The organism is Bradyrhizobium sp. USDA 3256, assembly GCF_054058275.1.
This window is the reverse complement of record NZ_JBSSAE010000002.1, coordinates 3,944,306-3,964,217: the sequence shown is the minus strand read 5'-3', so window position 1 is coordinate 3,964,217 and position 19,912 is coordinate 3,944,306. Positions and strand designations below refer to the sequence as shown.

Sequence of the window (19,912 nt, the reverse complement as noted above, 5' to 3'; positions counted from 1 at the left end):
GACAGAAAGACAGGAAGCACGCCGATGCGCTCCGGAGTGATCGCACAAAAGGTCGGGATGACGCGGGTCTTTACGGAGACCGGCGAGCATATCCCTGTGACCGTGCTGAAGTTGGGCAACTGCCAGGTGCTGGGCCACCGCACGACCGAGAAGAACGGCTATGTCGCTCTTCAGCTTGGCTCGGGCGCCCGCAAGACCGTGTACATGCCCAAGGCCGAACGCGGCCAGTTCGCGGTCGCCAAGGTCGAACCGAAGCGCAAGGTCGCCGAGTTCCGCGTGTCCGAGGACGCGCTGATCCCGGTCGGCGCGGAAATCCAGGCGGACCATTTCGTGGTCGGCCAGTTCGTCGACGTGACCGGCACCTCGATCGGTAAGGGCTTCGCCGGCGGCATGAAGCGCTGGAATTTCGGCGGTCTGCGCGCCACCCACGGTGTGTCGATCTCGCACCGTTCGATCGGTTCGACCGGTGGCCGTCAGGACCCCGGCAAGACCTTCAAGAACAAGAAGATGCCCGGTCACATGGGCGTCGACCGCATCACCACGCTCAATCTGCGCGTGGTTTCGACCGACGTCGAGCGCGGCCTGATCCTCGTCGAAGGCGCCGTTCCCGGCTCCAAGGGCGGCTGGATCTCGGTGCGCGACGCCGTCAAGAAGCCGCTGCCGAAGGAAGCCCCGAAGCCCGGCAAGTTCAAGGTTGCAGGTGGCGAAGCTGCCGAGGCTGTGGCCGAGAAGGAGGGCGTGTGAGATGGAACTGAAAGTCACGACCCTTGAAGGCAAGGACGCCGGATCCGTCGAGCTCTCGGACGCGATCTTCGGTCTCGAGCCGCGTGCCGACATCATCCAGCGCTGCGTGCAGTGGCAGCTGAACAAGCGTCAGGCCGGTACCCACAAGGCCAAGGGCCGCGCCGAGATCTGGCGCACCGGCAAGAAGATGTACAAGCAGAAGGGCACCGGCGGCGCCCGTCACGGCTCGGCTCGCGTGCCGCAGTTCCGCGGCGGTGGCCGTGCGTTCGGTCCGGTTGTTCGCTCGCACGCGACCGACCTGCCGAAGAAGGTGCGCGCGCTCGCGCTGAAGCATGCGCTGTCGGCCAAGGCCAAGGACGGCGGGCTGATCGTGATCGACAATGCGCAGCTCGAGGCCGCCAAGACCAAGGCGCTGCTCGGTCACTTCTCCGGCCTCGGGCTCACCAATGCGCTGATCATCGACGGCGCCGAGCTCAATGCCGGTTTCGCGACCGCGGCCCGCAACATTCCGAACATCGACGTGCTGCCGATCCAGGGCATCAACGTCTACGACATTCTCCGCCGCCAGAAGCTGGTGCTGACCAAGGCTGCGGTTGATGCGCTGGAGGCGCGCTTCAAATGAAGAACATCGATCCGCGCCACTACGACGTCATCATCTCTCCCGTCGTGACGGAAAAGGCGACGCTCGCCTCCGAGCACAACAAGGTGCTGTTCAAGGTCGCCGGCAAGGCCACCAAGCCGCAGATCAAGGAAGCGGTCGAGAAGCTGTTCGACGTCAAGGTGAAGAGCGTCAACACGCTCGTTCGCAAGGGCAAGACCAAGGTGTTTCGCGGCAATCTCGGTTCGCAGTCGGACACCAAGCGCGCGATCGTGACCCTGGAAGAGGGCCACCGCATCGACGTGACTACCGGACTATAAGGCGCAACGACGATGGCATTGAAAACCTACAATCCCACGACGCCGGGCCAGCGCCAGCTGGTCATGGTCGATCGTTCGGCGCTCTACAAGGGCAAGCCGGTGAAGACCCTGACCGAGGGCAAGCTCGGCAATGGCGGTCGCAACAACACCGGTCGCATCACCGTGCGTTTCCGCGGCGGCGGCCACAAGAAGGCCTACCGCACTGTCGACTTCCGCCGTGACAAGGTGGACATGCCGGCGGTCGTGGAGCGGCTCGAGTATGATCCGAACCGCACCGCCTTCATCGCGCTGATCAAGTATCAGGACGGTGAGCTGGCCTACATCCTGGCGCCGCAGCGCCTGGCAGCGGGCGACACCGTCGTCGCCGGCAACTATGTCGACGTCAAGCCGGGCAACGTCATGCCGCTCGGCAACATGCCGGTCGGCACGATCGTGCACAACATCGAGCTGAAGATCGGCAAGGGCGGTCAGCTGGCGCGCTCCGCCGGCACCTACGCCCAGATCGTCGGCCGCGACCAGGACTACGTGATCGTCCGCCTGAACTCGGGCGAGCAGCGTCTGGTGCACGGCCGTTGCCGCGGCACGATCGGCGCGGTCTCGAACCCGGATCACATGAACATCTCGATCGGCAAGGCCGGTCGTACCCGCTGGCTCGGCTGGCGTCCGCACAACCGCGGCGTCGTCATGAACCCGATCGATCACCCGCACGGCGGTGGTGAAGGTCGTACCTCGGGCGGTCGCCACCCGGTTACTCCGTGGGGCAAGCCGACCAAGGGCAAGAAGACCCGCACCAACAAGTCGACCAACAAATTCATTCTCCTCAGCCGCCACAAGCGGAAGAAGTAAGGAACGCCGGACATGGTTCGTTCAGTCTGGAAAGGCCCGTTCGTCGAGGGTTCTCTGCTCAAGAAGGCAGATGCCGCGCGCTCGTCCGGCCGTCACGACGTCATCAAGATCTGGAGCCGCCGCTCGACCATCCTGCCGCAGTTCGTCGGCCTGACGTTCGGCGTCTACAACGGCCACAAGCACGTGCCGGTGGCAATCAACGAGGAAATGGTGGGTCACAAGTTCGGCGAGTTCTCGCCGACCCGGACCTTCCACGGCCATTCGGGCGACAAGAAAGCCAAGAAGGCTTGAGGATTAACCGATGAGCAAACCAAAGCGCGAACGTAGCCTCGCGGACAATGAGGCCAAGGCCGTCGCCCGCATGCTGCGTGTCAGCCCGCAGAAGCTAAACCTGGTGGCGCAGCTGATCCGCGGCCGCAAGGCGTCCGCTGCGCTCGCCGACCTGCAGTTCTCGCGCAAGCGGATCGCAGTCGACGTCAAGAAGTGCCTGGAATCGGCGATCGCCAACGCCGAGAACAACCATGACCTCGATGTCGACGATCTCGTCGTTGCCGAGGCGCATGTCGGCAACGGCATCGTGATGAAGCGTTTTGCTCCGCGCGGCCGTGGCCGTTCGGGCCGTGTGTTCAAACCGTTCTCGCACCTGACCATCGTGGTTCGTCAGGTCGAGGCCGAGGCAAGCGCTTAAGAAGGGCGCAGGAGAAGACGATGGGTCAAAAGATCAATCCAATCGGGCTGCGTCTCGGCATCAACCGGACCTGGGACTCCCGTTGGTTCGCCGGCAAGCAGGAATACGGCAAGCTGCTGCACGAGGACGTCAAGATCCGCGAGATCCTGCACAAGGAGCTCAAGCAGGCGGCCGTGGCCCGCATCGTGATCGAGCGTCCGCACAAGAAGTGCCGCGTGACGATCCACTCGGCCCGTCCGGGTGTCGTGATCGGCAAGAAGGGCGCCGACATCGACAAGCTGCGCAAGAAGGTTGCCGACATCACCTCGTCGGACGTCGTGATCAACATCGTCGAAATCCGCAAGCCGGAGCTCGACGCGACCTTGGTCGCTGAATCGATCGCCCAGCAGCTCGAGCGCCGCGTCGCGTTCCGCCGCGCCATGAAGCGCGCCGTGCAGTCGGCGATGCGTCTCGGTGCCGGCGGTATCCGCATCAACTGCTCGGGCCGTCTCGGCGGCGCAGAAATCGCGCGCATGGAGTGGTACCGCGAAGGTCGCGTGCCGCTGCACACGCTGCGCGCCGACGTCGACTACGGCGTTGCCACCGCGTTCACGACCTTCGGCACCTGCGGCGTCAAGGTCTGGATCTTCAAGGGCGAGATCCTCGAGCACGATCCGATGGCCCAGGACAAGAAGATGGCCGAGGGCGACAGCACGCCGCGTTCGCGCCGCGACGCCGCTTGAGGCAAAGCAGGAATTTGAGGGCTTAAAGCCATGATGCAACCTAAGAAAACGAAGTTCCGGAAGGCGCATAAGGGCCGTATCCACGGCGTTGCGACCTCTGGCGCGACGTTGGCGTTCGGCCAGTTCGGCCTGAAGGCGATGGAGCCTGAGCGCGTCACCGCCCGTCAGATCGAAGCCGCCCGCCGCGCGCTGACCCGTCACATGAAGCGCGCCGGCCGCGTCTGGATCCGCGTGTTCCCGGACGTGCCGGTGTCGAAAAAGCCAGCCGAAGTCCGCATGGGCTCCGGCAAGGGTGCTCCGGAATTGTGGGTGGTCCGGATCAAGCCGGGCCGCGTGATGTTCGAGATCGACGGCGTGCCGGTGCAGACCGCGAAGGAAGCGCTGTCGCTCGCGGCTGCCAAGCTGCCGATCAAGACGCGCTTCGTTGCGCGCATTGCGGAGTAATCGCCATGGCCGAGATGAAAGTTGAAGACATTCGCGCGATGAGCGACGACCAGCGGGAAGACGCGATCCTGAACCTGAAGAAGGAGCGCTTCAACCTGCGTTTCCAGCGCGCCACCGGGCAGCTGGAGAACACCTCGCGGATGCGGGAAGCCCGCCGCGATATCGCTCGTATCAAGACCATCGCTGCCCAGCAGCGCGCGAAGAAGAAGTAAGGGGCCAGCTATGCCGAAACGTACTCTGCAGGGCGTGGTCGTCAGCGACAAGCAAGCCAAGACCATCGTGGTGCGCGTCGATCGCCGCTTCACCCACCCGATCTACAAGAAGACGATCCGCCGTTCCAAGAACTACCACGCGCACGACGAGAACAACCAGTTCAAGCCGGGCGACATGGTCTGGATCGAGGAATCGAAGCCGATCTCGAAGCTGAAGCGCTGGACCGTGGTCCGGGGCGAACACAAGAAAACGGCCTGATTACTTCGGCCTGGCCGGGGAAATTCAGGGAAATTTTGAGCGCGCTGAAGCGCAGAAAGAGGACGAGGTGCATCAATGATTCAGATGCAGACCAACCTCGACGTGGCCGATAATTCAGGCGCACGCCGTGTCATGTGCATCAAGGTTCTTGGAGGTTCCAAGCGCCGCTATGCCACCGTGGGCGACGTTATCGTTGTGTCGATCAAGGAAGCCATTCCGCGTGGCAAGGTGAAGAAGGGCGACGTGATGAAGGCCGTCGTGGTCCGGGTCCGCAAGGACATCCGCCGCGCCGACGGTTCGGTTATCCGTTTCGACCGCAACGCCGCCGTGCTGATCAACAATCAGTCCGAGCCGGTCGGCACCCGTATCTTCGGGCCGGTGCCGCGCGAGCTGCGCGCCAAGAACCACATGAAGATCATTTCGCTTGCGCCGGAGGTGCTGTGATGGCTGCCAAGATCCGCAAGGGCGACAAGGTGATGGTGCTCACCGGCCGCGACAAGGGTCGCACCGGCGAGGTGTTCGAGGTGCGTCCGGACGAGAACAAGGCTCTCGTTCGCGGCATCAACATGGTGAAGCGTCACCAGAAGCAGACCCAGACCCAGGAAGGCGGCATCATCTCCAAGGAGATGCCGATCGACCTTTCGAACATTGCGTATGTCGGCAAGGACGGAAAGCCGACCCGCATCGGGTTCAAGATTCAGGCCGATGGCAAGAAGGTTCGTGTTGCCAAGAGCTCGGGAGCAGAGATCGATGGCTGATACAGCTTACACGCCGCGTCTGCGCGCGGAGTACGACAAGAAGATCCGCGGCATGATGACCGAGAAGTTCGGTTATGCCAACGTGATGCAGGTGCCGCGCCTCGACAAGGTCGTGCTCAACATGGGCGTGGGCGACTCCGTCAACGACCGCAAGAAGGCCGAGACCGCCGCCGCCGAGCTGACCCAGATCGCCGGCCAGAAGGCGATCGTGACCTATTCGCGGATCGCGATCGCGACCTTCAAGCTGCGTGAGAACCAGCCGATCGGCTGCAAGGTCACGCTGCGCAAGACCCATATGTACGAGTTCATCGACCGCCTGGTGAACGTGGCGCTGCCCCGCGTCCGCGACTTCCGCGGCCTGAACCCGAAGAGCTTCGACGGCCGCGGCAACTATTCGCTCGGCATCAAGGAGCACATCATTTTCCCCGAGATCGACTTCGACAAGGTCTCGGAAGCGCGTGGCATGGACATCACGGTCTGCACCACCGCCAAGACCGACGACGAGGCGCGCGCCTTGTTGACCGCTTTCAATTTCCCGTTCCGGCAGTGAGTAGCTGAGCCAAAGCCACTCAAACGCGGATACCCAGGAGCCAAGCATGGCAAAGAAGAGTTCAGTCGAGAAGAACAACCGGCGCAAGCGGATGGCGAAGAACGCCGGCCCGCGCCGCGAGAAGCTGAAGGCGATCATCGCCGACAAGACCAAGCCGATGGAAGAGCGCTTCGCGGCGACGCTGAAGCTCGCCGAGATGCCGCGCAACTCGTCGCCGACGCGCATCCGCAATCGTTGCGAGCTGACCGGGCGTCCGCGCTCGAACTATCGCAAGAACAAGCTCTCGCGCATCGCGCTGCGTGAACTCGGCTCCAAGGGCCTGGTTCCCGGCCTCGTGAAGTCGAGCTGGTAAGGAGGGTCGGAACCATGTCTACGCACGATCCGATCAGCGATCTCATCACCCGCATCCGCAACGCGCAGATGCGCTCCAAGTCCAAGGTCTCGAGCCCCGGCTCGAAGATGCGCGCCAACGTGCTCGAGGTGCTGAAGTCCGAGGGGTACATCCGCGGCTACGCCAGCGTCGAGCATGCCTCGGGCCGCAGCGAGCTCGAGATCGAGCTGAAGTATTTCGACGGCGAGCCCGTCATCCGCGAGATCGAGCGGGTGTCGAAGCCGGGCCGCCGCGTTTACGCCTCGGTGAAGAACCTGCCGCGCGTGAACAACGGTCTCGGCATTTCGGTGTTGTCGACGCCGAAGGGAATCATGGCTGACCACCAGGCGCGCGACGCCAACGTGGGCGGCGAAGTTCTCTTCACGGTGTTCTGAGGAAGGATTTTACGATGTCACGTATCGGCAAAAGGCCGGTGGCGATCCCGTCGGGTGTGACGGCGACCGTCGAAGGTCAGACCGTCAAGGTGAAGGGGCCGAAGGGCCAGCTTCAGTTCGTCGTGCATGACGACGTCGAGGTGAAGTTCGAGAACGGCCAGGTCAAGGTTGCTCCGCGGGTCAAGACCAACCGCGCGCAGGCGATGTACGGCACCGCGCGCGCGCAGGTCGCCAACCTCGTCGAGGGCGTCACCAAAGGCTTCGAGAAGAAGCTCGAGATCACCGGCGTCGGCTACCGTGCCGCGATGCAGGGCAAGAACCTGCAGCTCGCGCTCGGCTACAGCCACGACGTGGTGTACGCGATCCCGGAAGGCATCACCATCGCGGTGCCGAAGCCGACCGAGATCACGATCACCGGCAACGATCCGCAGCGCGTCGGCCAGGTCGCCGCCGAGATCCGCGCCTACCGTCCGCCGGAGCCCTACAAGGGCAAGGGCGTGAAGTACGCCAACGAATTCATCTTCCGCAAGGAAGGCAAGAAGAAGTAACGGAGCCGGTCATGTCACTCAAGGTTACGAATGCCCGGCGCAAGCAGCGCGTGCGCCTTGCGCTTCGCCGCTCGGCAGGCGGCCGTCCGCGGCTGTCGGTGTTCCGCTCGTCCAAGCACATCTACGCCCAGGTCATCGACGACCAGAAGGGCGAGACGCTCGCTTCCGCCTCGTCGCTGGAGAAGACCATGCGCGACGCCGGCAAGACCGGCGCCGATATCGATGCGGCCAAGGCGGTCGGCAAGCTGCTCGCCGAGCGCGCGGCGCAGAAGGGCGTCAAGGAAGTCGTGTTCGATCGCGGCGCCTACATCTATCACGGGCGCGTCAAGGCGCTCGCGGATGCGGCGCGCGAAGGCGGATTGAGCTTCTAAACTTTACGAACGATTACGAGGAAAGAGGCGCAAGGCCTCCTAGAGATTGGAAAACACCATGGCAGGTGAACGCGAACGCGGCGGACGCGAACGGAGCAGGGAGCGCGAGGAGCGCGATAGCGAGTTCGTCGACAAGCTCGTCCACATCAATCGCGTGGCGAAGGTCGTCAAGGGCGGCAAGCGCTTCGGCTTTGCGGCGCTGGTCGTGATCGGCGACCAGAAGGGCCGGGCCGGGTTCGGCCACGGCAAGGCGCGCGAAGTTCCGGAAGCGATCCGCAAGGCGACCGAATCGGCGAAGCGCAACCTGACGCGCGTCGCGCTTCGCGAAGGCCGCACGCTGCATCACGACATCGCCGGCCGTCACGGCGCCGGCCGCGTCTACCTGCGTGCCGCTCCGGCCGGTACCGGCATCATCGCCGGCGGCCCGATGCGCGCGGTGTTCGAGACGCTCGGTGTCCAGGACGTGGTGGCGAAGTCGATCGGCTCGTCGAATCCCTACAACATGGTTCGCGCGACGTTCGATGCGCTGAAGCATCAGGATTCGCCGCGTTCGGTGGCTGCGCGCCGCAACATCAAGGTCTCCACCCTGCAGTCGCGCCGCGTCGGCGGCGACGCCGAAGTGGTGGCGGAATAACAACGCGCGCTTCTCGAAGCGCTATTCGGAGTTACTGTCATGGCCAAGGCCAGCAAGACCATCAAGGTCGAGCAGATCGGCAGCGCAATCCGCCGCCATCACTCGCAGCGTTCGACGCTGATCGGCCTCAAGCTCAACAAGATCGGCCGGGTTGCCGAGCTGCAGGATACCCCTGAAGTTCGCGGCATGATCAGCAAGGTTCAGCATCTCGTCCGCGTCGTCGGCGAGTAAGCAGAGATAAGGAGAAGGGCGATGAAGCTCAGCGATATCGCCGACAACGCCGGCTCGCGCAAGAAGCGCATGCGTGTCGGCCGTGGCATCGGTTCCGGCAAGGGCAAGACCTCGGGCCGCGGCGGCAAGGGCCAGACCGCGCGTTCGGGCGTCCGCATCAAGGGTTTCGAAGGCGGCCAGATGCCGATGCATCGCCGTCTGCCGAAGCGCGGCTTCAACAACATCTTCCGGCTCGACTTCGCCGAGATCAATCTCGACCGTCTGCAGGAAGCGATCGACAACAAGCTGGTCGATGCGAGCGCGACGGTGAACGTCGAATCGCTGGTCAAGGCCGGCGTGCTGCGCCGCGCCAAGGACGGCCTGCGGCTGCTCGGCCGCGGCGAGATCAAGACCAAGCTGACCATCGAGGCGCACGGCGCTTCCAAGTCGGCCATTGCCGCGGTCGAGAAGGCCGGCGGCTCGGTCAAGATCCTGGCCCCCGCCAAGGAAGAAGGCGAGGCGGCGTAACATCTGCGTCATTGCCCGCGACGCGCGGGCAATCCGCAGATCGAATGATGGACTTATCGAGGCCGAGCACCAGATAATGTCCGGTGTCTGCCGGCGCCCAGGGAATTGATCTCTTTGGGGGCGCCGGCGAATGGGGCTCCGGGAGAAAGCCGAAACATGGTCTCAGCAGCCGAACAACTTGCCGCCAACCTCAATTTCGGACAGCTGGCGAAAGCCGACGAGCTGAAGAAGCGCATCTGGTTCACCCTGGGTGCGCTGCTTGTTTATCGGCTCGGCACCTACATCCCGCTGCCCGGCATCGATCCGAACATCTGGGAGCAGGTGTTCCGCAGCCAGTCCGGCGGCATCCTCGGCATGTTCAACATGTTCGCCGGCGGCGGCATCCACCGCATGGCGATCTTCGCGCTCAACATCATGCCGTACATCTCGGCATCGATCATCGTGCAGCTCCTGACCACCGTGTCGCCGCAGCTCGAGGCGCTCAAGAAGGAAGGCGAGGCGGGCCGCAAGACGCTGAACCAGTACACCCGCTATCTGACGGTGATCCTGGCGCTGTTCCAGTCCTACGGCATCGCGATCGGCCTCGAAGGCGCCGGCAATGTCGTCAGCGACCCCGGCATGTTCTTCCGGATCTCGACCGCGATCACGCTGACCGGCGGCACCATGTTCCTGATGTGGCTCGGCGAGCAGATCACCTCGCGCGGCATCGGCAACGGTATTTCGCTGATCATCCTGGCCGGCATCGTCGCCGAATTGCCGTCGGCGCTCGCCAACATGCTGGAACTCGGCCGCCAGGGTGCGATGTCGACCGGCCTGATCCTGATCGTCATCGTGATGGCGGTCGCCGTGATCGCCTTCATCGTCTTCATGGAGCGCGCGCAGCGGCGGCTTTTGATCCAGTATCCGAAGCGCCAGGTCGGCAACAAGATGTTCGAGGGCCAGTCCTCGCATCTGCCGCTCAAGCTCAACACCTCGGGCGTGATTCCGCCGATCTTCGCCTCGTCGCTGCTGTTGCTGCCGACCACGGTCGCGAACTTCAACGCCGGCAAGGGGCCGGAATGGTTCCAGTGGATCACGACCCAGCTCAGCCACGGCCGGCCGCTGTTCCTTTTCATGTATCTCGCGCTGATCGTGTTCTTCGCGTTCTTCTACACCGCGATCGTGTTCAATCCGACCGAGACCGCGGACAATCTGAAGAAGCATGGCGGCTTCATCCCGGGCATCCGGCCGGGCGAGCGCACCGCCGAGTATATCGACTATGTGCTGTCGCGCATCACGGTGCTCGGCGCGCTCTATCTCGCGATCGTCTGCCTGATTCCTGAAATTCTGATTTCCTACGCATCGGTCCCGTTCTACTTTGGCGGCACCTCGCTGTTGATCGTCGTCAGCGTGACGATGGATACGGTGTCGCAGGTGCAGGGCTATCTGCTCGCTCATCAGTATGAAGGGCTGATCAGGAAGTCGAAGCTCAGGGGGGGCCGCCGCCGCTGATCGCGGCTCGGCTTCGAACTCAAAACACAGGTGTGCGGACGTCGCCCACCTAGCCGGGGGGCGAAACAGATATGAGATTGATCCTTTTGGGGCCGCCGGGCTCGGGCAAGGGAACCCAGGCGCAGCGGCTGGTGCACAAGCACGGCATCGTCCAGCTCTCGACCGGTGAGATGCTGCGCGCTGCGGTCGCCGCGGGTACGCCGATCGGCTTGCAGGCCAAGGAGATCATGGCCAATGGCGGCCTGGTTCCCGACGAGGTGGTGGTGGGAATCATCGCCGACCGAATCGAGGAGCCCGATGCCAAGAAGGGCTTCATTCTCGACGGCTTCCCGCGCACCGTGCCGCAGGCCGAGGCGCTCGACGATCTGCTCCGGAAAAAGCACCTCAAGCTCGACGCCGTGGTTGAGCTCCGCGTCAACGAGAGCGCGCTGCTCGCCCGCGTTGAGAAGCGTGCCGAGGAAACCCGCGCGCGCGGCGAGGAAGTCCGCCTCGACGACACGCCGGAAGTGCTGACCAAGCGCCTGGCGCAGTACCGTTCGCTGACGGAGCCGCTGATTCACTATTATTCGGAGCGGCGGAAGCTGCTGACGGTGGATGGCATGATGACCATCGAGCACGTTACCCGCGAGATCAACCGGATCCTGACCGCGCTCGGCGCGCTGGAACCGAAGGATCATGAGGATCACGCCCCCAAGGCGGCTAAAAAGGCCGCCAAGGCGACCATGAAGGCCAGCAAGAAGCCGGCCAAGAAGGTAGCTAAATCAGCCAAAAAGGCCGCCAAATCGGCCCGGAAGGCTGCCAAGGCGCCCTCCAAGGCCAAGGCGCCCAAGAAAACCGTGAAGAAGGCGGTAAAGAATGCCGCCAGCGCCGCGAAAGCCCGCAAGGGAGCAAAGACCGCCAAAAAGGCGGCAAAAAAGCTCACGAAAAAGCGAGCTAAACGCTAGGAGCGGTTGACGAAACCGACATGAATCCTTTAATAAGCCCCGCATCCAAGTTGGATAGTTTTATGACGATGCCGGGCCCCGAAGGACATGAGGGGAGGGCGTCGTGTTCGCGTTTGTGAACACAAGCCCGAGAGAGCAAGAACTTGAGAAGCCCGTATCCGTGATGGATCGGCGACAGGAGAGAAGTCCGTGGCCCGTATTGCCGGCGTGAACATTCCTACCAACAAGCGCGTCCTGATCGCGCTTCAGTACATCCATGGCATCGGCCAGAAGAACGCTGCCGACATCATGGAGAAGGTCAAGATCCCGGTGGACCGTCGCGTCAACCAGCTGACCGACCAGGAAGTCCTGCAGATCCGCGAAGTGATCGACCGCGACTATCTGGTCGAGGGCGACCTCCGTCGTGAGGTCGGCATCAACATCAAGCGGCTGATGGACCTCGGCTGCTACCGCGGCCTGCGTCATCGCCGCGGTCTGCCGGTGCGCGGCCAGCGCACCCACACCAATGCGCGCACGCGCAAGGGGCCGGCCAAGGCGATCGCCGGCAAGAAGAAGTAAGTTTTGCGAATTGCAGGTGGGGAGTAGCGAATGGAAATTCGCTACTCGCCATTTGCGTTTTGAGGTGTAGCCGCTGGCACTACGGCGGCGTCGAGATCACAGGAAAGGTTTGAAATGGGCAAGGAAGCCACCCGCGTACGCCGCCGCGAACGCAAGAACATCGCCTCCGGCATCGCGCACGTGAATTCGTCGTTCAACAACACGACCATCACCATCACCGACGCGCAGGGCAACACCATCGCCTGGTCGTCGGCCGGCACCATGGGCTTCAAGGGCTCGCGGAAGTCGACCCCCTATGCCGCGCAGGTCGCGGCCGAAGACGTCTCCAAGAAGGCGCAGGAACACGGCATGCGCACGCTGGAGGTTGAAGTGGCAGGCCCGGGTTCGGGCCGTGAGTCGGCGCTCCGTGCGCTGCAGGCTGCGGGCTTCACCGTCACCTCGATCCGCGACGTGACCACCATCCCGCACAATGGCTGCCGTCCGCGCAAGCGTCGGCGCGTTTGATCTGTAAGTCGCGGGCGGCCTTTGGCCGCCCTGCGATGGTTTTTGGAATTGACCGCGCGGACTGATCCGCGATCTCCAACGCCGGGTTCGGCCATTCGATTTGGCCCTATGACCGGCAAATGGGTGAAACAGTGACGATCCAGAAAAATTGGCAAGAACTCATTCGACCGAACAAGCTGCAGGTGACGCCGGGCTCGGACGCGAGCCGGTTCGCCACCGTGGTCGCCGAGCCGCTCGAGCGTGGCTTCGGCCAGACGCTCGGCAACGCGCTGCGCCGCATCCTGTTGTCCTCGCTGCAGGGCGCGGCGGTGCAGTCGGTGCATATCGACGGCGTGCTGCACGAGTTCTCCTCGATCGCCGGTGTCCGTGAAGACGTCACCGACATCGTCCTCAACATCAAGGACATCTCGATCAAGATGCAGGGCGAAGGCCCGAAGCGCATGGTCGTGAAGAAGCAGGGCCCGGGCGCCGTCACCGCCGGCGACATCCAGACCGTCGGCGATGTCACGGTGCTCAACCCCGACCTGCAGCTCTGCACGCTGGACGACGGCGCCGAGATCCGCATGGAGTTCACGGTCACGACCGGCAAGGGCTATGTTGCCGCCGAGCGCAACCGTCCCGAGGATGCTCCGATCGGCCTGATCCCGGTCGACAGCCTGTTCTCGCCGGTCCGCAAGGTGTCTTACAAGGTCGAGAACACCCGTGAGGGCCAGATCCTCGACTACGACAAGCTCACCATGACGATCGAGACCAACGGCGCGATCACGCCGGAGGACGCGGTGGCCTACGCCGCGCGCATCCTGCAGGATCAGCTCAACGTGTTCGTCAACTTCGAAGAGCCGCGCAAGGAAGTCACGCAGGAGATCATCCCCGATCTCGCGTTCAACCCGGCGTTCCTCAAGAAGGTCGACGAGCTCGAGCTGTCGGTGCGTTCGGCAAACTGCCTGAAGAACGACAACATCGTCTACATCGGCGACCTCGTGCAGAAGTCGGAAGCGGAAATGCTCCGCACCCCGAACTTCGGCCGCAAGTCGCTGAACGAGATCAAGGAAGTGCTGGCCCAGATGGGTCTGCACCTCGGCATGGAAGTGCCGGGCTGGCCGCCGGAGAACATCGACGAGCTCGCCAAGCGCTTCGAGGATCACTACTGATCCGATTCCATCATCATGGCCGGGCTGTCCCGGCCATGATTCTACCGGGCGAACGCAGGATGCCCACCTGCAAAACTTGTCGCTGAACCACCGCGGCAGAATTGAAGAAGGAAGAAGTCAATGCGTCACGGCAAGGTTCATCGGAAGCTCAACCGCACCGCCGAGCATCGGCGTGCGATGTTCGCCAACATGGCGGCCGCGCTGATCAAGCACGAGCAGATCGTCACCACGCTGCCGAAGGCCAAGGAGCTGCGGCCGATCGTCGAGAAGCTCGTCACCCTCGGCAAGAAGGGCGGCCTCGCCCTGCGCCGCCAGGCGATCTCGGAGCTGCGCGACGTCGACCAGGTCAGGAAGCTGTTCGACACGCTGGCGACCCGCTACAAGGACCGCCAGGGCGGCTACACCCGCATCATCAAGGCCGGCTTCCGCTACGGCGACAACGCGGCGATGGCCGTGATCGAGTTCGTCGACCGCGACGTCGACGCCAAGGGCCAGGATTCCGGTCCGACCCAGGACAAGGAAGCCGAGGCGGCGTAAGCCGCTTTCGCCGAGGCGGCGCAGGCCGCTCTCACTGAGGCGGCGCAGGCTGCTCTCGAGCCAGGTTTTGAAAGCGGCGCCTTCGGGCGCCGTTTTTGTTTTGGTGGCGTCGCTCTATCCCCGTCGTCGTCCTGGCGAAAGCCAGGACCCATTACCCCAACTGCTCATTGTTGCACGGCGATGGGGCAACGTTCGCGTTCACAATCGAATGCGGTGGTAATGGGTCCTGGCTTTCGCCAGGACGACGAGGCGTGTTCTACTTCCTCACGCGTCGGTGAGATGCAATTGCGGCGCTGCATGCCGCGCCCGATATGTCCATCGACATCAATGGAGATGACAGATGAAAATCGACCTTTCCGGAAAAACTGCGCTGGTGACCGGCTCGACCGCGGGCATCGGCAATGCCATCGCCAAGGGCCTCGCCGAGACCGGCGCCGAGGTCGTCGTCAACGGCCGCGGTCAGGCCAAGGTCGATGCCGCGATTGCCGCGATCGCCAAAGCGGTGCCCGGCGCAAAGGTCCGCGGCATCGCCGCTGATGTCTCGACTGCGTCCGGCTGCAAGGCGCTGCTCGCGGCGCTGCCGGACGTCGACATCCTCGTCAACAATGCCGGCATCTTCGAGCCGAAGCCGTTCTTCGACATTCCCGACGAGGACTGGAGCCGCTTCTACGAGGTCAACGTGATGTCCGGCGTGCGGCTGTCGCGCGGCTACATGCAGGGCATGCTCAAGCGCAACTGGGGCCGCATCGTCTTCATCTCCTCGGAGTCCGGCCTCAACATCCCGACCGAGATGATTCACTACGGCATGACCAAGACCGCGCAGCTTGCGATCGCGCGCGGCCTCGCCGAGCTAACCAAAGGCACCGCCGTGACCGTCAACTCGGTGCTGCCCGGACCGACCATGTCCGAGGGCGTCGAGACCTTCGTCAAGGATCTCGCCAAGCAGAACGGCCAGTCGGTCGAGGAGGCGGCCTCCAACTTCGTCAAGCAGCACCGGCCGACCTCGCTGCTGCAGCGCTTCGCCAGCACCGAGGAGATCGCCAATCTGGTGGTCTATGTCTGCTCCAAGCAGGCCTCGGCGACCAACGGCGCCGCGCTGCGCGCCGAGGGCGGCATCGTCAACACGATCGCATGAGGCCGCATGCCGGCCTATGTGATCTCCGAGGTCGAGATGCGGGACGCCGCAGCGTTCGAGGCCTATCGCACGCTGGCGGCGAACACCATCGCACAATATGGCGGGCGCTACGTCGTGCGCGGCGGCACAGTCGAGGTGGTGGAGGGCGGTCCGCCACCGAACGCGATCGTCATCGTCGAATTTCCGACCATGGCGCGCCTGCGCGAATGGTACGCGTCACCGGAATACGCCGAAGCGTTGAAGCTGCGTGCAACCGCGCTGGAGCGGCGCCTTCTGTTCGCCGAGGGCGTGCCGCCGATCTAAAGCGCGATGAGATTAGGTTGAATCGTCATCGCGCCTTAGCTCTTTGTTTGAGCATGATCTTTTCGGAAAACCGCTTCGCACTTTTCCGGATCATGCTCTAGCTAGCTATCCCTTCGCGCCGTCCAGGAAGTCGCTGAAGCCTGCGGGACGGTAGGGACCGAAGCAAATCTGCTCCAGCACGCCGATTCCGGTCTGGCCGCCCTGGCGGGCGCGGACCACCTGCTGCACGTGCACATTCTCGCGGGCCAGCGGGTCGAGCGTCGATGGATCGAACGACTCGCTGCCGATCTCGAGCTCGCCCTTCCACATGCCCTGGCCCCACTGCGGATGGCCGTAGCCGAGGCCCTTCATCTGGAATTTGAGGATCGGGTTGAGCGCGATGGTCGTGGTGTGGCCGTCGATATCGACCAGGTCGATTTCGGCCGACTGCGCGAGCCGGGTGTTCGGCACGTATTTGACGCGATGCCGCGCGGTCGCCATGCGGCGGTCGAGGCCGTCGACCACGCCGGGGATCTCGGCCTCGCTTCGGTAGAGCGGCGCGGTAATGCCCTCGCGGACCAGCGCCTCGCCCTGCGTCCCGTCGAAGAAGATCGCGTGCGAGATGTGGTCGTCCCAGACCAGCGGCGCCCAGAGGAAGAACACGCTCGGCGGCGGCATCGGCGCGCCTCCGACGTCGCGTTCGCCGACATTGCGCACGCCCCAGGAGCGATCCTTGGTGCCGTAGCATGTGCGATCGTCGACCTTGATCCCGCCATCGGGGTGGTTGATGACGCCGCTCCAGCGGCCGAACTGGTCGAACCGGGTCGAATCCATCGCGCGGCGGCCGCCCGACCAAAGCGTCTGGCGCGCTTCCTGGATCGCGGCGGTGCGCGCGGAGAAGGTCAGGTCGCAGGCGAGGCCCGTCGCATTGTCGTCGAGCACCACCCGGGTCCGCAGCATCGGCTCGAGCACTTCGAGCCTGAACGGACCGACCTGCATCTCGGTGCGCTCGATCGGGGCCCGCCGCGAGCCGTAAAAGCAGTGCTGCCGTCCGCCGCGTTCCACGACGCTGAAGGCGCAATCGAGTATCTTGCGGTGCGGGTAGATCGCAATGCCGATCCCGAAATAATACGCGCCGTCGGCGGTGTAGCCGTTGAACCAGGTCCGGTCATAGACATTGCGGTCGCTGGTCGAGGGAACCGCGATCGGCTCCGGCGTCTGGTGGATAGGGAAATCGTCCAGTTTGTTGAGCACGCCGATCCCTTTCGATGCCTGACGCGTTGAATCCACTTCGCTCGAAAGCGCGTCAGTCCTGCCAGTATGAAAAACTGTCGTGGTCCAGCGCTTGCGCGCAGGCGCCGCGGGTCATTTTCAGGAACAGCGCGTCGCCGCGTTCGGAGCGCTGGACGCTGAGCGCGGAGACGACGCCCATCATGATGCCGTGCAGCGTGTAGCGCCGGTAATCCCGCCAGCAACGATCCCAGTCATAGTCCCGCACGCCGCGCCGGATCAGTTCCGAATGATAGAGCCGCACCAGGTCGGCCTCATGAAGCCGCCGTTCGGATGGATCGATGCCGGCCGAGAGGAAATAGGCGACGTCGACGATTCCCGGGCCCACTGTCAGCGTCTGCCAGTCCAGCGTCGCCATCGGCCGGGTGTTGCCGCGCACATCGAACAGCATGTTGTCGAGCCGGAAGTCCGCATGCTGCAAGGTTCGCGGCGCGGATCGATCGGACTGGTAGCGCAATAGCGCGTCCGGAAGCCGGTCGATCAGATCAAGGAATTCCGACTCGATCACGCCGCGATATCGCTCCTTGTAGTGACCGATGATGCCGGGCAGCACCGCGCGAAGGTCTCTGCGCCGGCTTGCGGCCACCACGAAGCATTGCACCGCATCGAGGCTCGGGTCATTCCATCGCGGCGAATGCAACGCCGCGGCCTCGGTCATGGCCATCTGGCTGTCGGCGATCGAGCATCCGGCGAGCTGATCGCCCGGACGTGCGGGCGCGAGGTCTTCCAGGATCAGCGTGAAGTCGTCGGTCGCCGGATCGATTTCGGCAAGAATCGGCCGGGGCGTGTGAATGGCGACGGTGGCGGCCAGCTCGCGATAGAACGCGACCTCGCGGACGTAAAGCGTGTGCGCGGAACCGGAGCGGCGGCTGTCGGGATCTGCAGCAGGGAATTTGCCGACGACGCTTAAAGGAGCGTTCGGCTCGTCACCGTCATAGGTCAGACGAAATCGATAGCTGTCGCCGACGAGGCCATTGCCGACCGGCTTGCAGGCGAGATCGACGACCCTGACCTCGTCGATCACACCGGCTTCGCGCAGCGCCCGCGTCATCCACTCCGGATCGATCCGCGACGGATCGGCCGTGAGCAAACTCATCGGTTTCCTCCCATCCCCGTAGGCGTCACCACCGCTCCGGCCGCGTCCTGCGCGGCCGGATTGAGGACGGGGTGATCGTTGCGCAAATCATACAGGCGATGCCGTGGCTTTGGCAAAAGCCAGCCGCCGGCCTGTGGGGATATCATGCCCGGGATGTTGCCCGGGCATGAGGAAGCGGACGTGAGGAGCCTTACCAGCCCTCGAGCACGATCTTGCCGCGTGACTTGCCGCTTTCCAGCAAAGCGTGGGCGCGCTTGAGGTTGGCGGCGTTGATGGTACCGAAGGTCTGGTCGAGCGTGGTGCGCAGCACGCCCTTGTCGATCAGGTCGGCGACATCGTTGAGCAGATGATGCTGCGCGATCATGTCGGGCGTCTGGAACGAGGAGCGCGTGAACATCGATTCCCAGTGCACCGACACCGCCTTGCCCTTGAAGGCGGCGACGTTGAACTCCGGCGGATCGTCGATCAGGCCGAACTTGCCCTGCGGCGCGATGAAGTCGGCGATCGACTTGTAGTGTTGGTCGGTGAAGGTGAGGCTGGCGACGAGGCCGACCGGCGGCAGCCTCAAGCTCTCGATCTGCTCCTTCATCGGCTGCGAGTGGTCGATCACCGCATGGGCGCCGAGATCGCGGCACCACTTTTGCGACTCCGGCCGCGTCGCGGTCGCGACCACGGTCAGCCCGGTGAGGCGGCGCGCAAGCTGGATCAGGATCGAGCCGACGCCGCCGGCGCCGCCGGTGATCAGAAGCGTGCGCGGGTCGAGGCTCTTGCCCGGCACCGCGCCGAGCCGGTCGAACAGCAGCTCCCACGCGGTGATCGAGGTCAGGGGCAGGGCGGCGGCCTGCGCGAAGGACAGCGACGCCGGCTTGTTGCCGACGATGCGTTCATCGACCAGATGAAATTCCGAATTGGTGCCCTGGCGCAGGATCGAGCCCGCGTAAAACACCTCGTCGCCGGGCTTGAAGAGCGAGACGTCGGGCCCGACCGCGTCGACCACGCCGGCCGCGTCGAAGCCGAGGATCTTGTATCCGCCGTCGGTCGGCGCGGCGCGCTTGCGCACCTTGTAGTCGACCGGATTGGCCGAGATGGCCTTCACCGCGACGCGGATGTCGCGCCCCTTCGGCTCGGGCTTGGCGATCTCGAAATCGACGAGAGAGTCCGCCGCCTCGATCGGCAGCGATTTTTGGTATCCGACGGCCTTCATGCCTGGTCTCCGTGGTGGGCGATTGCCTGCCGATTAACTGTCGCGCTGGCGTCCATTTGGCAAGTACTGTAAAAACAGGGAACTAGTCCCTGTTTGTATACTATTGGGAAAATACTGGATGAAACGGCAGAATTTTGCGCGCCGGCCGGGCTGCGCGGTCGAGGCGGCGCTCGACCTGATCGACGGCAAATGGAAGGGCGTGATCCTCTACCACTTGCAGGCCGGCACCCAGCGCTTCGGCGAGCTGCGGAAGCGGATGCCCGGCATCACCCAGCGCATGCTGACCAAGCAGCTGCGCGCGCTCGAGGACGATGGCCTCGTGATCCGCAAGGTCTATGCCGAGGTGCCGCCACGCGTCGAATACACGCTTTCCGAACTCGGCGAGAGCCTGCGCCCGGTGATCGATATTTTGAAGGCCTGGGGCGAGGGGCATCAGGAGCGGCTGTCTTGCGCGCCGGCGCCTGAGGTCGTCGTGAAGAAGAAGCGCGCGGCGTAGCTCAAGTTTGAATTGAATCAGGCCGGC

The 19,912-nt window shown here is 63.9% G+C and carries 32 protein-coding genes; 29 read left to right on the top strand and 3 right to left on the bottom strand.

The features are described 5' to 3' along the window. Positions 1-24 precede the first annotated feature (24 nt). The 28 genes from rplC (at position 25) to ACVWY5_RS20400 (ending at position 15,820) form a co-directional block, all read left to right on the top strand. Complete coding sequence (rplC, locus tag ACVWY5_RS20535) at positions 25-744, top strand: 50S ribosomal protein L3 (RefSeq protein WP_018272139.1); 720 nt, start codon at positions 25-27, stop codon at positions 742-744. 1 nt (position 745) lies between these two features. Further along, entirely contained in the window at positions 746-1,366 is a 621-nt protein-coding gene (rplD, locus tag ACVWY5_RS20530) for a 50S ribosomal protein L4 (protein ID WP_016843745.1), read from the top strand. Continuing rightward, entirely contained in the window at positions 1,363-1,662 is a 300-nt protein-coding gene (locus ACVWY5_RS20525; RefSeq protein ID WP_016843746.1) for a 50S ribosomal protein L23, read from the top strand. The genes rplD and ACVWY5_RS20525 overlap by 4 nt, the downstream gene beginning before the upstream one ends. Before the next feature lie 12 nt (positions 1,663-1,674). After that, on the top strand, positions 1,675-2,508 hold the full coding sequence (rplB, locus tag ACVWY5_RS20520; protein ID WP_021081655.1) for a 50S ribosomal protein L2: 834 nt from the start codon (positions 1,675-1,677) through the stop codon (positions 2,506-2,508). 12 nt (positions 2,509-2,520) lie between these two features. Then, positions 2,521-2,799 carry a 30S ribosomal protein S19 gene (gene rpsS, locus ACVWY5_RS20515; protein ID WP_028335459.1) on the top strand — a complete coding sequence of 93 codons (279 nt, stop codon included), beginning with the start codon at positions 2,521-2,523 and terminating at the stop codon, positions 2,797-2,799. Between the two features lie 10 nt (positions 2,800-2,809). Next, positions 2,810-3,196, top strand: a complete 387-nt coding sequence (rplV, locus tag ACVWY5_RS20510; RefSeq protein WP_018272136.1) for a 50S ribosomal protein L22 — start codon at positions 2,810-2,812, stop codon at positions 3,194-3,196. A gap of 20 nt (positions 3,197-3,216) precedes the next feature. After that, positions 3,217-3,918, top strand: coding sequence for a 30S ribosomal protein S3 (gene rpsC, locus ACVWY5_RS20505; protein WP_016843751.1), 702 nt, complete (start codon positions 3,217-3,219; stop codon positions 3,916-3,918). A gap of 30 nt (positions 3,919-3,948) precedes the next feature. Then, on the top strand, positions 3,949-4,362 hold the full coding sequence (rplP, locus tag ACVWY5_RS20500; protein WP_016843752.1) for a 50S ribosomal protein L16: 414 nt from the start codon (positions 3,949-3,951) through the stop codon (positions 4,360-4,362). Positions 4,363-4,367: 5 nt separating this feature from the next. Next, positions 4,368-4,574 (top strand): 50S ribosomal protein L29, encoded by a 207-nt coding sequence (rpmC, locus tag ACVWY5_RS20495; RefSeq protein WP_016843753.1) that lies wholly within the window; start codon positions 4,368-4,370, stop codon positions 4,572-4,574. Between the two features lie 10 nt (positions 4,575-4,584). Further along, positions 4,585-4,833, top strand: a complete 249-nt coding sequence (gene rpsQ / locus ACVWY5_RS20490; RefSeq protein ID WP_016843754.1) for a 30S ribosomal protein S17 — start codon at positions 4,585-4,587, stop codon at positions 4,831-4,833. Between the two features lie 75 nt (positions 4,834-4,908). Next, the gene (gene rplN, locus ACVWY5_RS20485; RefSeq protein ID WP_011473865.1) at positions 4,909-5,277 is read left to right on the top strand and encodes a 50S ribosomal protein L14; all 369 of its coding nucleotides are present in this window, start codon (positions 4,909-4,911) and stop codon (positions 5,275-5,277) included. After that, positions 5,277-5,591: a 50S ribosomal protein L24 gene (gene rplX, locus ACVWY5_RS20480; RefSeq protein WP_016843755.1), complete on the top strand. Its 315-nt coding sequence runs from the start codon at positions 5,277-5,279 to the stop codon at positions 5,589-5,591. The genes rplN and rplX overlap by 1 nt, the downstream gene beginning before the upstream one ends. Continuing rightward, positions 5,584-6,141 (top strand): 50S ribosomal protein L5, encoded by a 558-nt coding sequence (gene rplE, locus ACVWY5_RS20475; protein ID WP_016843756.1) that lies wholly within the window; start codon positions 5,584-5,586, stop codon positions 6,139-6,141. The genes rplX and rplE overlap by 8 nt, the downstream gene beginning before the upstream one ends. Positions 6,142-6,187: 46 nt before the next feature. Next, positions 6,188-6,493, top strand: coding sequence for a 30S ribosomal protein S14 (gene rpsN / locus ACVWY5_RS20470; RefSeq protein WP_016843757.1), 306 nt, complete (start codon positions 6,188-6,190; stop codon positions 6,491-6,493). Between the two features lie 14 nt (positions 6,494-6,507). Then, positions 6,508-6,906: a 30S ribosomal protein S8 gene (rpsH, locus tag ACVWY5_RS20465; protein ID WP_018272133.1), complete on the top strand. Its 399-nt coding sequence runs from the start codon at positions 6,508-6,510 to the stop codon at positions 6,904-6,906. A 14-nt stretch (positions 6,907-6,920) separates the two neighbouring features. Further along, on the top strand, positions 6,921-7,454 hold the full coding sequence (rplF, locus tag ACVWY5_RS20460; RefSeq protein WP_024578581.1) for a 50S ribosomal protein L6: 534 nt from the start codon (positions 6,921-6,923) through the stop codon (positions 7,452-7,454). A gap of 11 nt (positions 7,455-7,465) precedes the next feature. Then, on the top strand, positions 7,466-7,825 hold the full coding sequence (gene rplR, locus ACVWY5_RS20455) for a 50S ribosomal protein L18 (protein WP_016843760.1): 360 nt from the start codon (positions 7,466-7,468) through the stop codon (positions 7,823-7,825). A 58-nt stretch (positions 7,826-7,883) separates the two neighbouring features. Beyond that, positions 7,884-8,459: a 30S ribosomal protein S5 gene (gene rpsE, locus ACVWY5_RS20450; protein ID WP_028335460.1), complete on the top strand. Its 576-nt coding sequence runs from the start codon at positions 7,884-7,886 to the stop codon at positions 8,457-8,459. Positions 8,460-8,498: 39 nt separating this feature from the next. Continuing rightward, positions 8,499-8,690: a 50S ribosomal protein L30 gene (gene rpmD, locus ACVWY5_RS20445; RefSeq protein ID WP_028335461.1), complete on the top strand. Its 192-nt coding sequence runs from the start codon at positions 8,499-8,501 to the stop codon at positions 8,688-8,690. 21 nt (positions 8,691-8,711) lie between these two features. Beyond that, positions 8,712-9,197, top strand: a complete 486-nt coding sequence (gene rplO / locus ACVWY5_RS20440; RefSeq protein ID WP_028335462.1) for a 50S ribosomal protein L15 — start codon at positions 8,712-8,714, stop codon at positions 9,195-9,197. 156 nt (positions 9,198-9,353) lie between these two features. Then, positions 9,354-10,688, top strand: coding sequence for a preprotein translocase subunit SecY (secY, locus tag ACVWY5_RS20435; protein WP_028335463.1), 1,335 nt, complete (start codon positions 9,354-9,356; stop codon positions 10,686-10,688). A gap of 71 nt (positions 10,689-10,759) precedes the next feature. Beyond that, positions 10,760-11,632 (top strand): adenylate kinase, encoded by an 873-nt coding sequence (locus ACVWY5_RS20430; protein WP_028335464.1) that lies wholly within the window; start codon positions 10,760-10,762, stop codon positions 11,630-11,632. Between the two features lie 189 nt (positions 11,633-11,821). Beyond that, positions 11,822-12,190, top strand: a complete 369-nt coding sequence (gene rpsM / locus ACVWY5_RS20425; protein ID WP_016843766.1) for a 30S ribosomal protein S13 — start codon at positions 11,822-11,824, stop codon at positions 12,188-12,190. Positions 12,191-12,304: 114 nt separating this feature from the next. Beyond that, a complete protein-coding gene (rpsK, locus tag ACVWY5_RS20420; RefSeq protein WP_006021048.1) occupies positions 12,305-12,694 on the top strand; it encodes a 30S ribosomal protein S11 in 390 nt (129 codons plus the stop codon). Positions 12,695-12,813: 119 nt separating this feature from the next. Further along, entirely contained in the window at positions 12,814-13,845 is a 1,032-nt protein-coding gene (locus ACVWY5_RS20415; protein ID WP_035631062.1) for a DNA-directed RNA polymerase subunit alpha, read from the top strand. A gap of 120 nt (positions 13,846-13,965) precedes the next feature. Further along, entirely contained in the window at positions 13,966-14,382 is a 417-nt protein-coding gene (gene rplQ / locus ACVWY5_RS20410; protein ID WP_028335465.1) for a 50S ribosomal protein L17, read from the top strand. A 340-nt stretch (positions 14,383-14,722) separates the two neighbouring features. Then, positions 14,723-15,517 (top strand): SDR family NAD(P)-dependent oxidoreductase, encoded by a 795-nt coding sequence (locus ACVWY5_RS20405; RefSeq protein WP_028335466.1) that lies wholly within the window; start codon positions 14,723-14,725, stop codon positions 15,515-15,517. Between the two features lie 6 nt (positions 15,518-15,523). Beyond that, positions 15,524-15,820 carry a DUF1330 domain-containing protein gene (locus tag ACVWY5_RS20400; RefSeq protein ID WP_028335467.1) on the top strand — a complete coding sequence of 99 codons (297 nt, stop codon included), beginning with the start codon at positions 15,524-15,526 and terminating at the stop codon, positions 15,818-15,820. Between the two features lie 105 nt (positions 15,821-15,925). Here ACVWY5_RS20400 and ACVWY5_RS20395 read toward each other — a convergent pair whose 3' ends face one another. The 3 genes from ACVWY5_RS20395 to ACVWY5_RS20385 all read right to left on the bottom strand — a co-directional run bounded on the left by ACVWY5_RS20395 (position 15,926) and on the right by ACVWY5_RS20385 (position 19,389). Continuing rightward, positions 15,926-17,053 (bottom strand): hypothetical protein, encoded by a 1,128-nt coding sequence (locus ACVWY5_RS20395; RefSeq protein WP_028335468.1) that lies wholly within the window; start codon positions 17,051-17,053, stop codon positions 15,926-15,928. 52 nt (positions 17,054-17,105) lie between these two features. After that, positions 17,106-18,185: a phosphotransferase family protein gene (locus ACVWY5_RS20390; RefSeq protein WP_028335469.1), complete on the bottom strand. Its 1,080-nt coding sequence runs from the start codon at positions 18,183-18,185 to the stop codon at positions 17,106-17,108. Positions 18,186-18,375: 190 nt separating this feature from the next. Further along, complete coding sequence (locus ACVWY5_RS20385) at positions 18,376-19,389, bottom strand: zinc-binding alcohol dehydrogenase family protein (RefSeq protein ID WP_028335470.1); 1,014 nt, start codon at positions 19,387-19,389, stop codon at positions 18,376-18,378. Between the two features lie 118 nt (positions 19,390-19,507). On the opposite strand from ACVWY5_RS20385, the gene ACVWY5_RS20380 reads away from it, so the two are divergent. Beyond that, positions 19,508-19,885 (top strand): winged helix-turn-helix transcriptional regulator, encoded by a 378-nt coding sequence (locus tag ACVWY5_RS20380; RefSeq protein WP_028335471.1) that lies wholly within the window; start codon positions 19,508-19,510, stop codon positions 19,883-19,885. Positions 19,886-19,912 lie beyond the last annotated feature (27 nt).

Coding starts and splice junctions, on each gene's coding strand:
- rpsC (WP_016843751.1), top strand. CDS start 3,217: ATGGGTCAAAAGATCAATCCAATCGGGCTGCGTCTCGGCATCAACCGG.
- ACVWY5_RS20385 (WP_028335470.1), bottom strand. CDS start 19,389: ATGAAGGCCGTCGGATACCAAAAATCGCTGCCGATCGAGGCGGCGGAC.
- rpmD (WP_028335461.1), top strand. CDS start 8,499: ATGGCCAAGGCCAGCAAGACCATCAAGGTCGAGCAGATCGGCAGCGCA.
- ACVWY5_RS20380 (WP_028335471.1), top strand. CDS start 19,508: ATGAAACGGCAGAATTTTGCGCGCCGGCCGGGCTGCGCGGTCGAGGCG.
- rpsK (WP_006021048.1), top strand. CDS start 12,305: ATGGGCAAGGAAGCCACCCGCGTACGCCGCCGCGAACGCAAGAACATC.
- ACVWY5_RS20390 (WP_028335469.1), bottom strand. CDS start 18,185: ATGAGTTTGCTCACGGCCGATCCGTCGCGGATCGATCCGGAGTGGATG.
- rpsE (WP_028335460.1), top strand. CDS start 7,884: ATGGCAGGTGAACGCGAACGCGGCGGACGCGAACGGAGCAGGGAGCGC.
- rplP (WP_016843752.1), top strand. CDS start 3,949: ATGATGCAACCTAAGAAAACGAAGTTCCGGAAGGCGCATAAGGGCCGT.
- rpmC (WP_016843753.1), top strand. CDS start 4,368: ATGGCCGAGATGAAAGTTGAAGACATTCGCGCGATGAGCGACGACCAG.
- rplR (WP_016843760.1), top strand. CDS start 7,466: ATGTCACTCAAGGTTACGAATGCCCGGCGCAAGCAGCGCGTGCGCCTT.
- ACVWY5_RS20400 (WP_028335467.1), top strand. CDS start 15,524: ATGCCGGCCTATGTGATCTCCGAGGTCGAGATGCGGGACGCCGCAGCG.
- rplD (WP_016843745.1), top strand. CDS start 746: ATGGAACTGAAAGTCACGACCCTTGAAGGCAAGGACGCCGGATCCGTC.
- rpsQ (WP_016843754.1), top strand. CDS start 4,585: ATGCCGAAACGTACTCTGCAGGGCGTGGTCGTCAGCGACAAGCAAGCC.
- rplQ (WP_028335465.1), top strand. CDS start 13,966: ATGCGTCACGGCAAGGTTCATCGGAAGCTCAACCGCACCGCCGAGCAT.
- rplX (WP_016843755.1), top strand. CDS start 5,277: ATGGCTGCCAAGATCCGCAAGGGCGACAAGGTGATGGTGCTCACCGGC.
- ACVWY5_RS20430 (WP_028335464.1), top strand. CDS start 10,760: ATGAGATTGATCCTTTTGGGGCCGCCGGGCTCGGGCAAGGGAACCCAG.
- rpsN (WP_016843757.1), top strand. CDS start 6,188: ATGGCAAAGAAGAGTTCAGTCGAGAAGAACAACCGGCGCAAGCGGATG.
- rpsS (WP_028335459.1), top strand. CDS start 2,521: ATGGTTCGTTCAGTCTGGAAAGGCCCGTTCGTCGAGGGTTCTCTGCTC.
- ACVWY5_RS20405 (WP_028335466.1), top strand. CDS start 14,723: ATGAAAATCGACCTTTCCGGAAAAACTGCGCTGGTGACCGGCTCGACC.
- ACVWY5_RS20525 (WP_016843746.1), top strand. CDS start 1,363: ATGAAGAACATCGATCCGCGCCACTACGACGTCATCATCTCTCCCGTC.
- rplC (WP_018272139.1), top strand. CDS start 25: ATGCGCTCCGGAGTGATCGCACAAAAGGTCGGGATGACGCGGGTCTTT.
- rplF (WP_024578581.1), top strand. CDS start 6,921: ATGTCACGTATCGGCAAAAGGCCGGTGGCGATCCCGTCGGGTGTGACG.
- secY (WP_028335463.1), top strand. CDS start 9,354: ATGGTCTCAGCAGCCGAACAACTTGCCGCCAACCTCAATTTCGGACAG.
- rplN (WP_011473865.1), top strand. CDS start 4,909: ATGATTCAGATGCAGACCAACCTCGACGTGGCCGATAATTCAGGCGCA.
- rplV (WP_018272136.1), top strand. CDS start 2,810: ATGAGCAAACCAAAGCGCGAACGTAGCCTCGCGGACAATGAGGCCAAG.
- rplB (WP_021081655.1), top strand. CDS start 1,675: ATGGCATTGAAAACCTACAATCCCACGACGCCGGGCCAGCGCCAGCTG.
- rpsH (WP_018272133.1), top strand. CDS start 6,508: ATGTCTACGCACGATCCGATCAGCGATCTCATCACCCGCATCCGCAAC.
- ACVWY5_RS20415 (WP_035631062.1), top strand. CDS start 12,814: ATGGGTGAAACAGTGACGATCCAGAAAAATTGGCAAGAACTCATTCGA.
- rplE (WP_016843756.1), top strand. CDS start 5,584: ATGGCTGATACAGCTTACACGCCGCGTCTGCGCGCGGAGTACGACAAG.
- rplO (WP_028335462.1), top strand. CDS start 8,712: ATGAAGCTCAGCGATATCGCCGACAACGCCGGCTCGCGCAAGAAGCGC.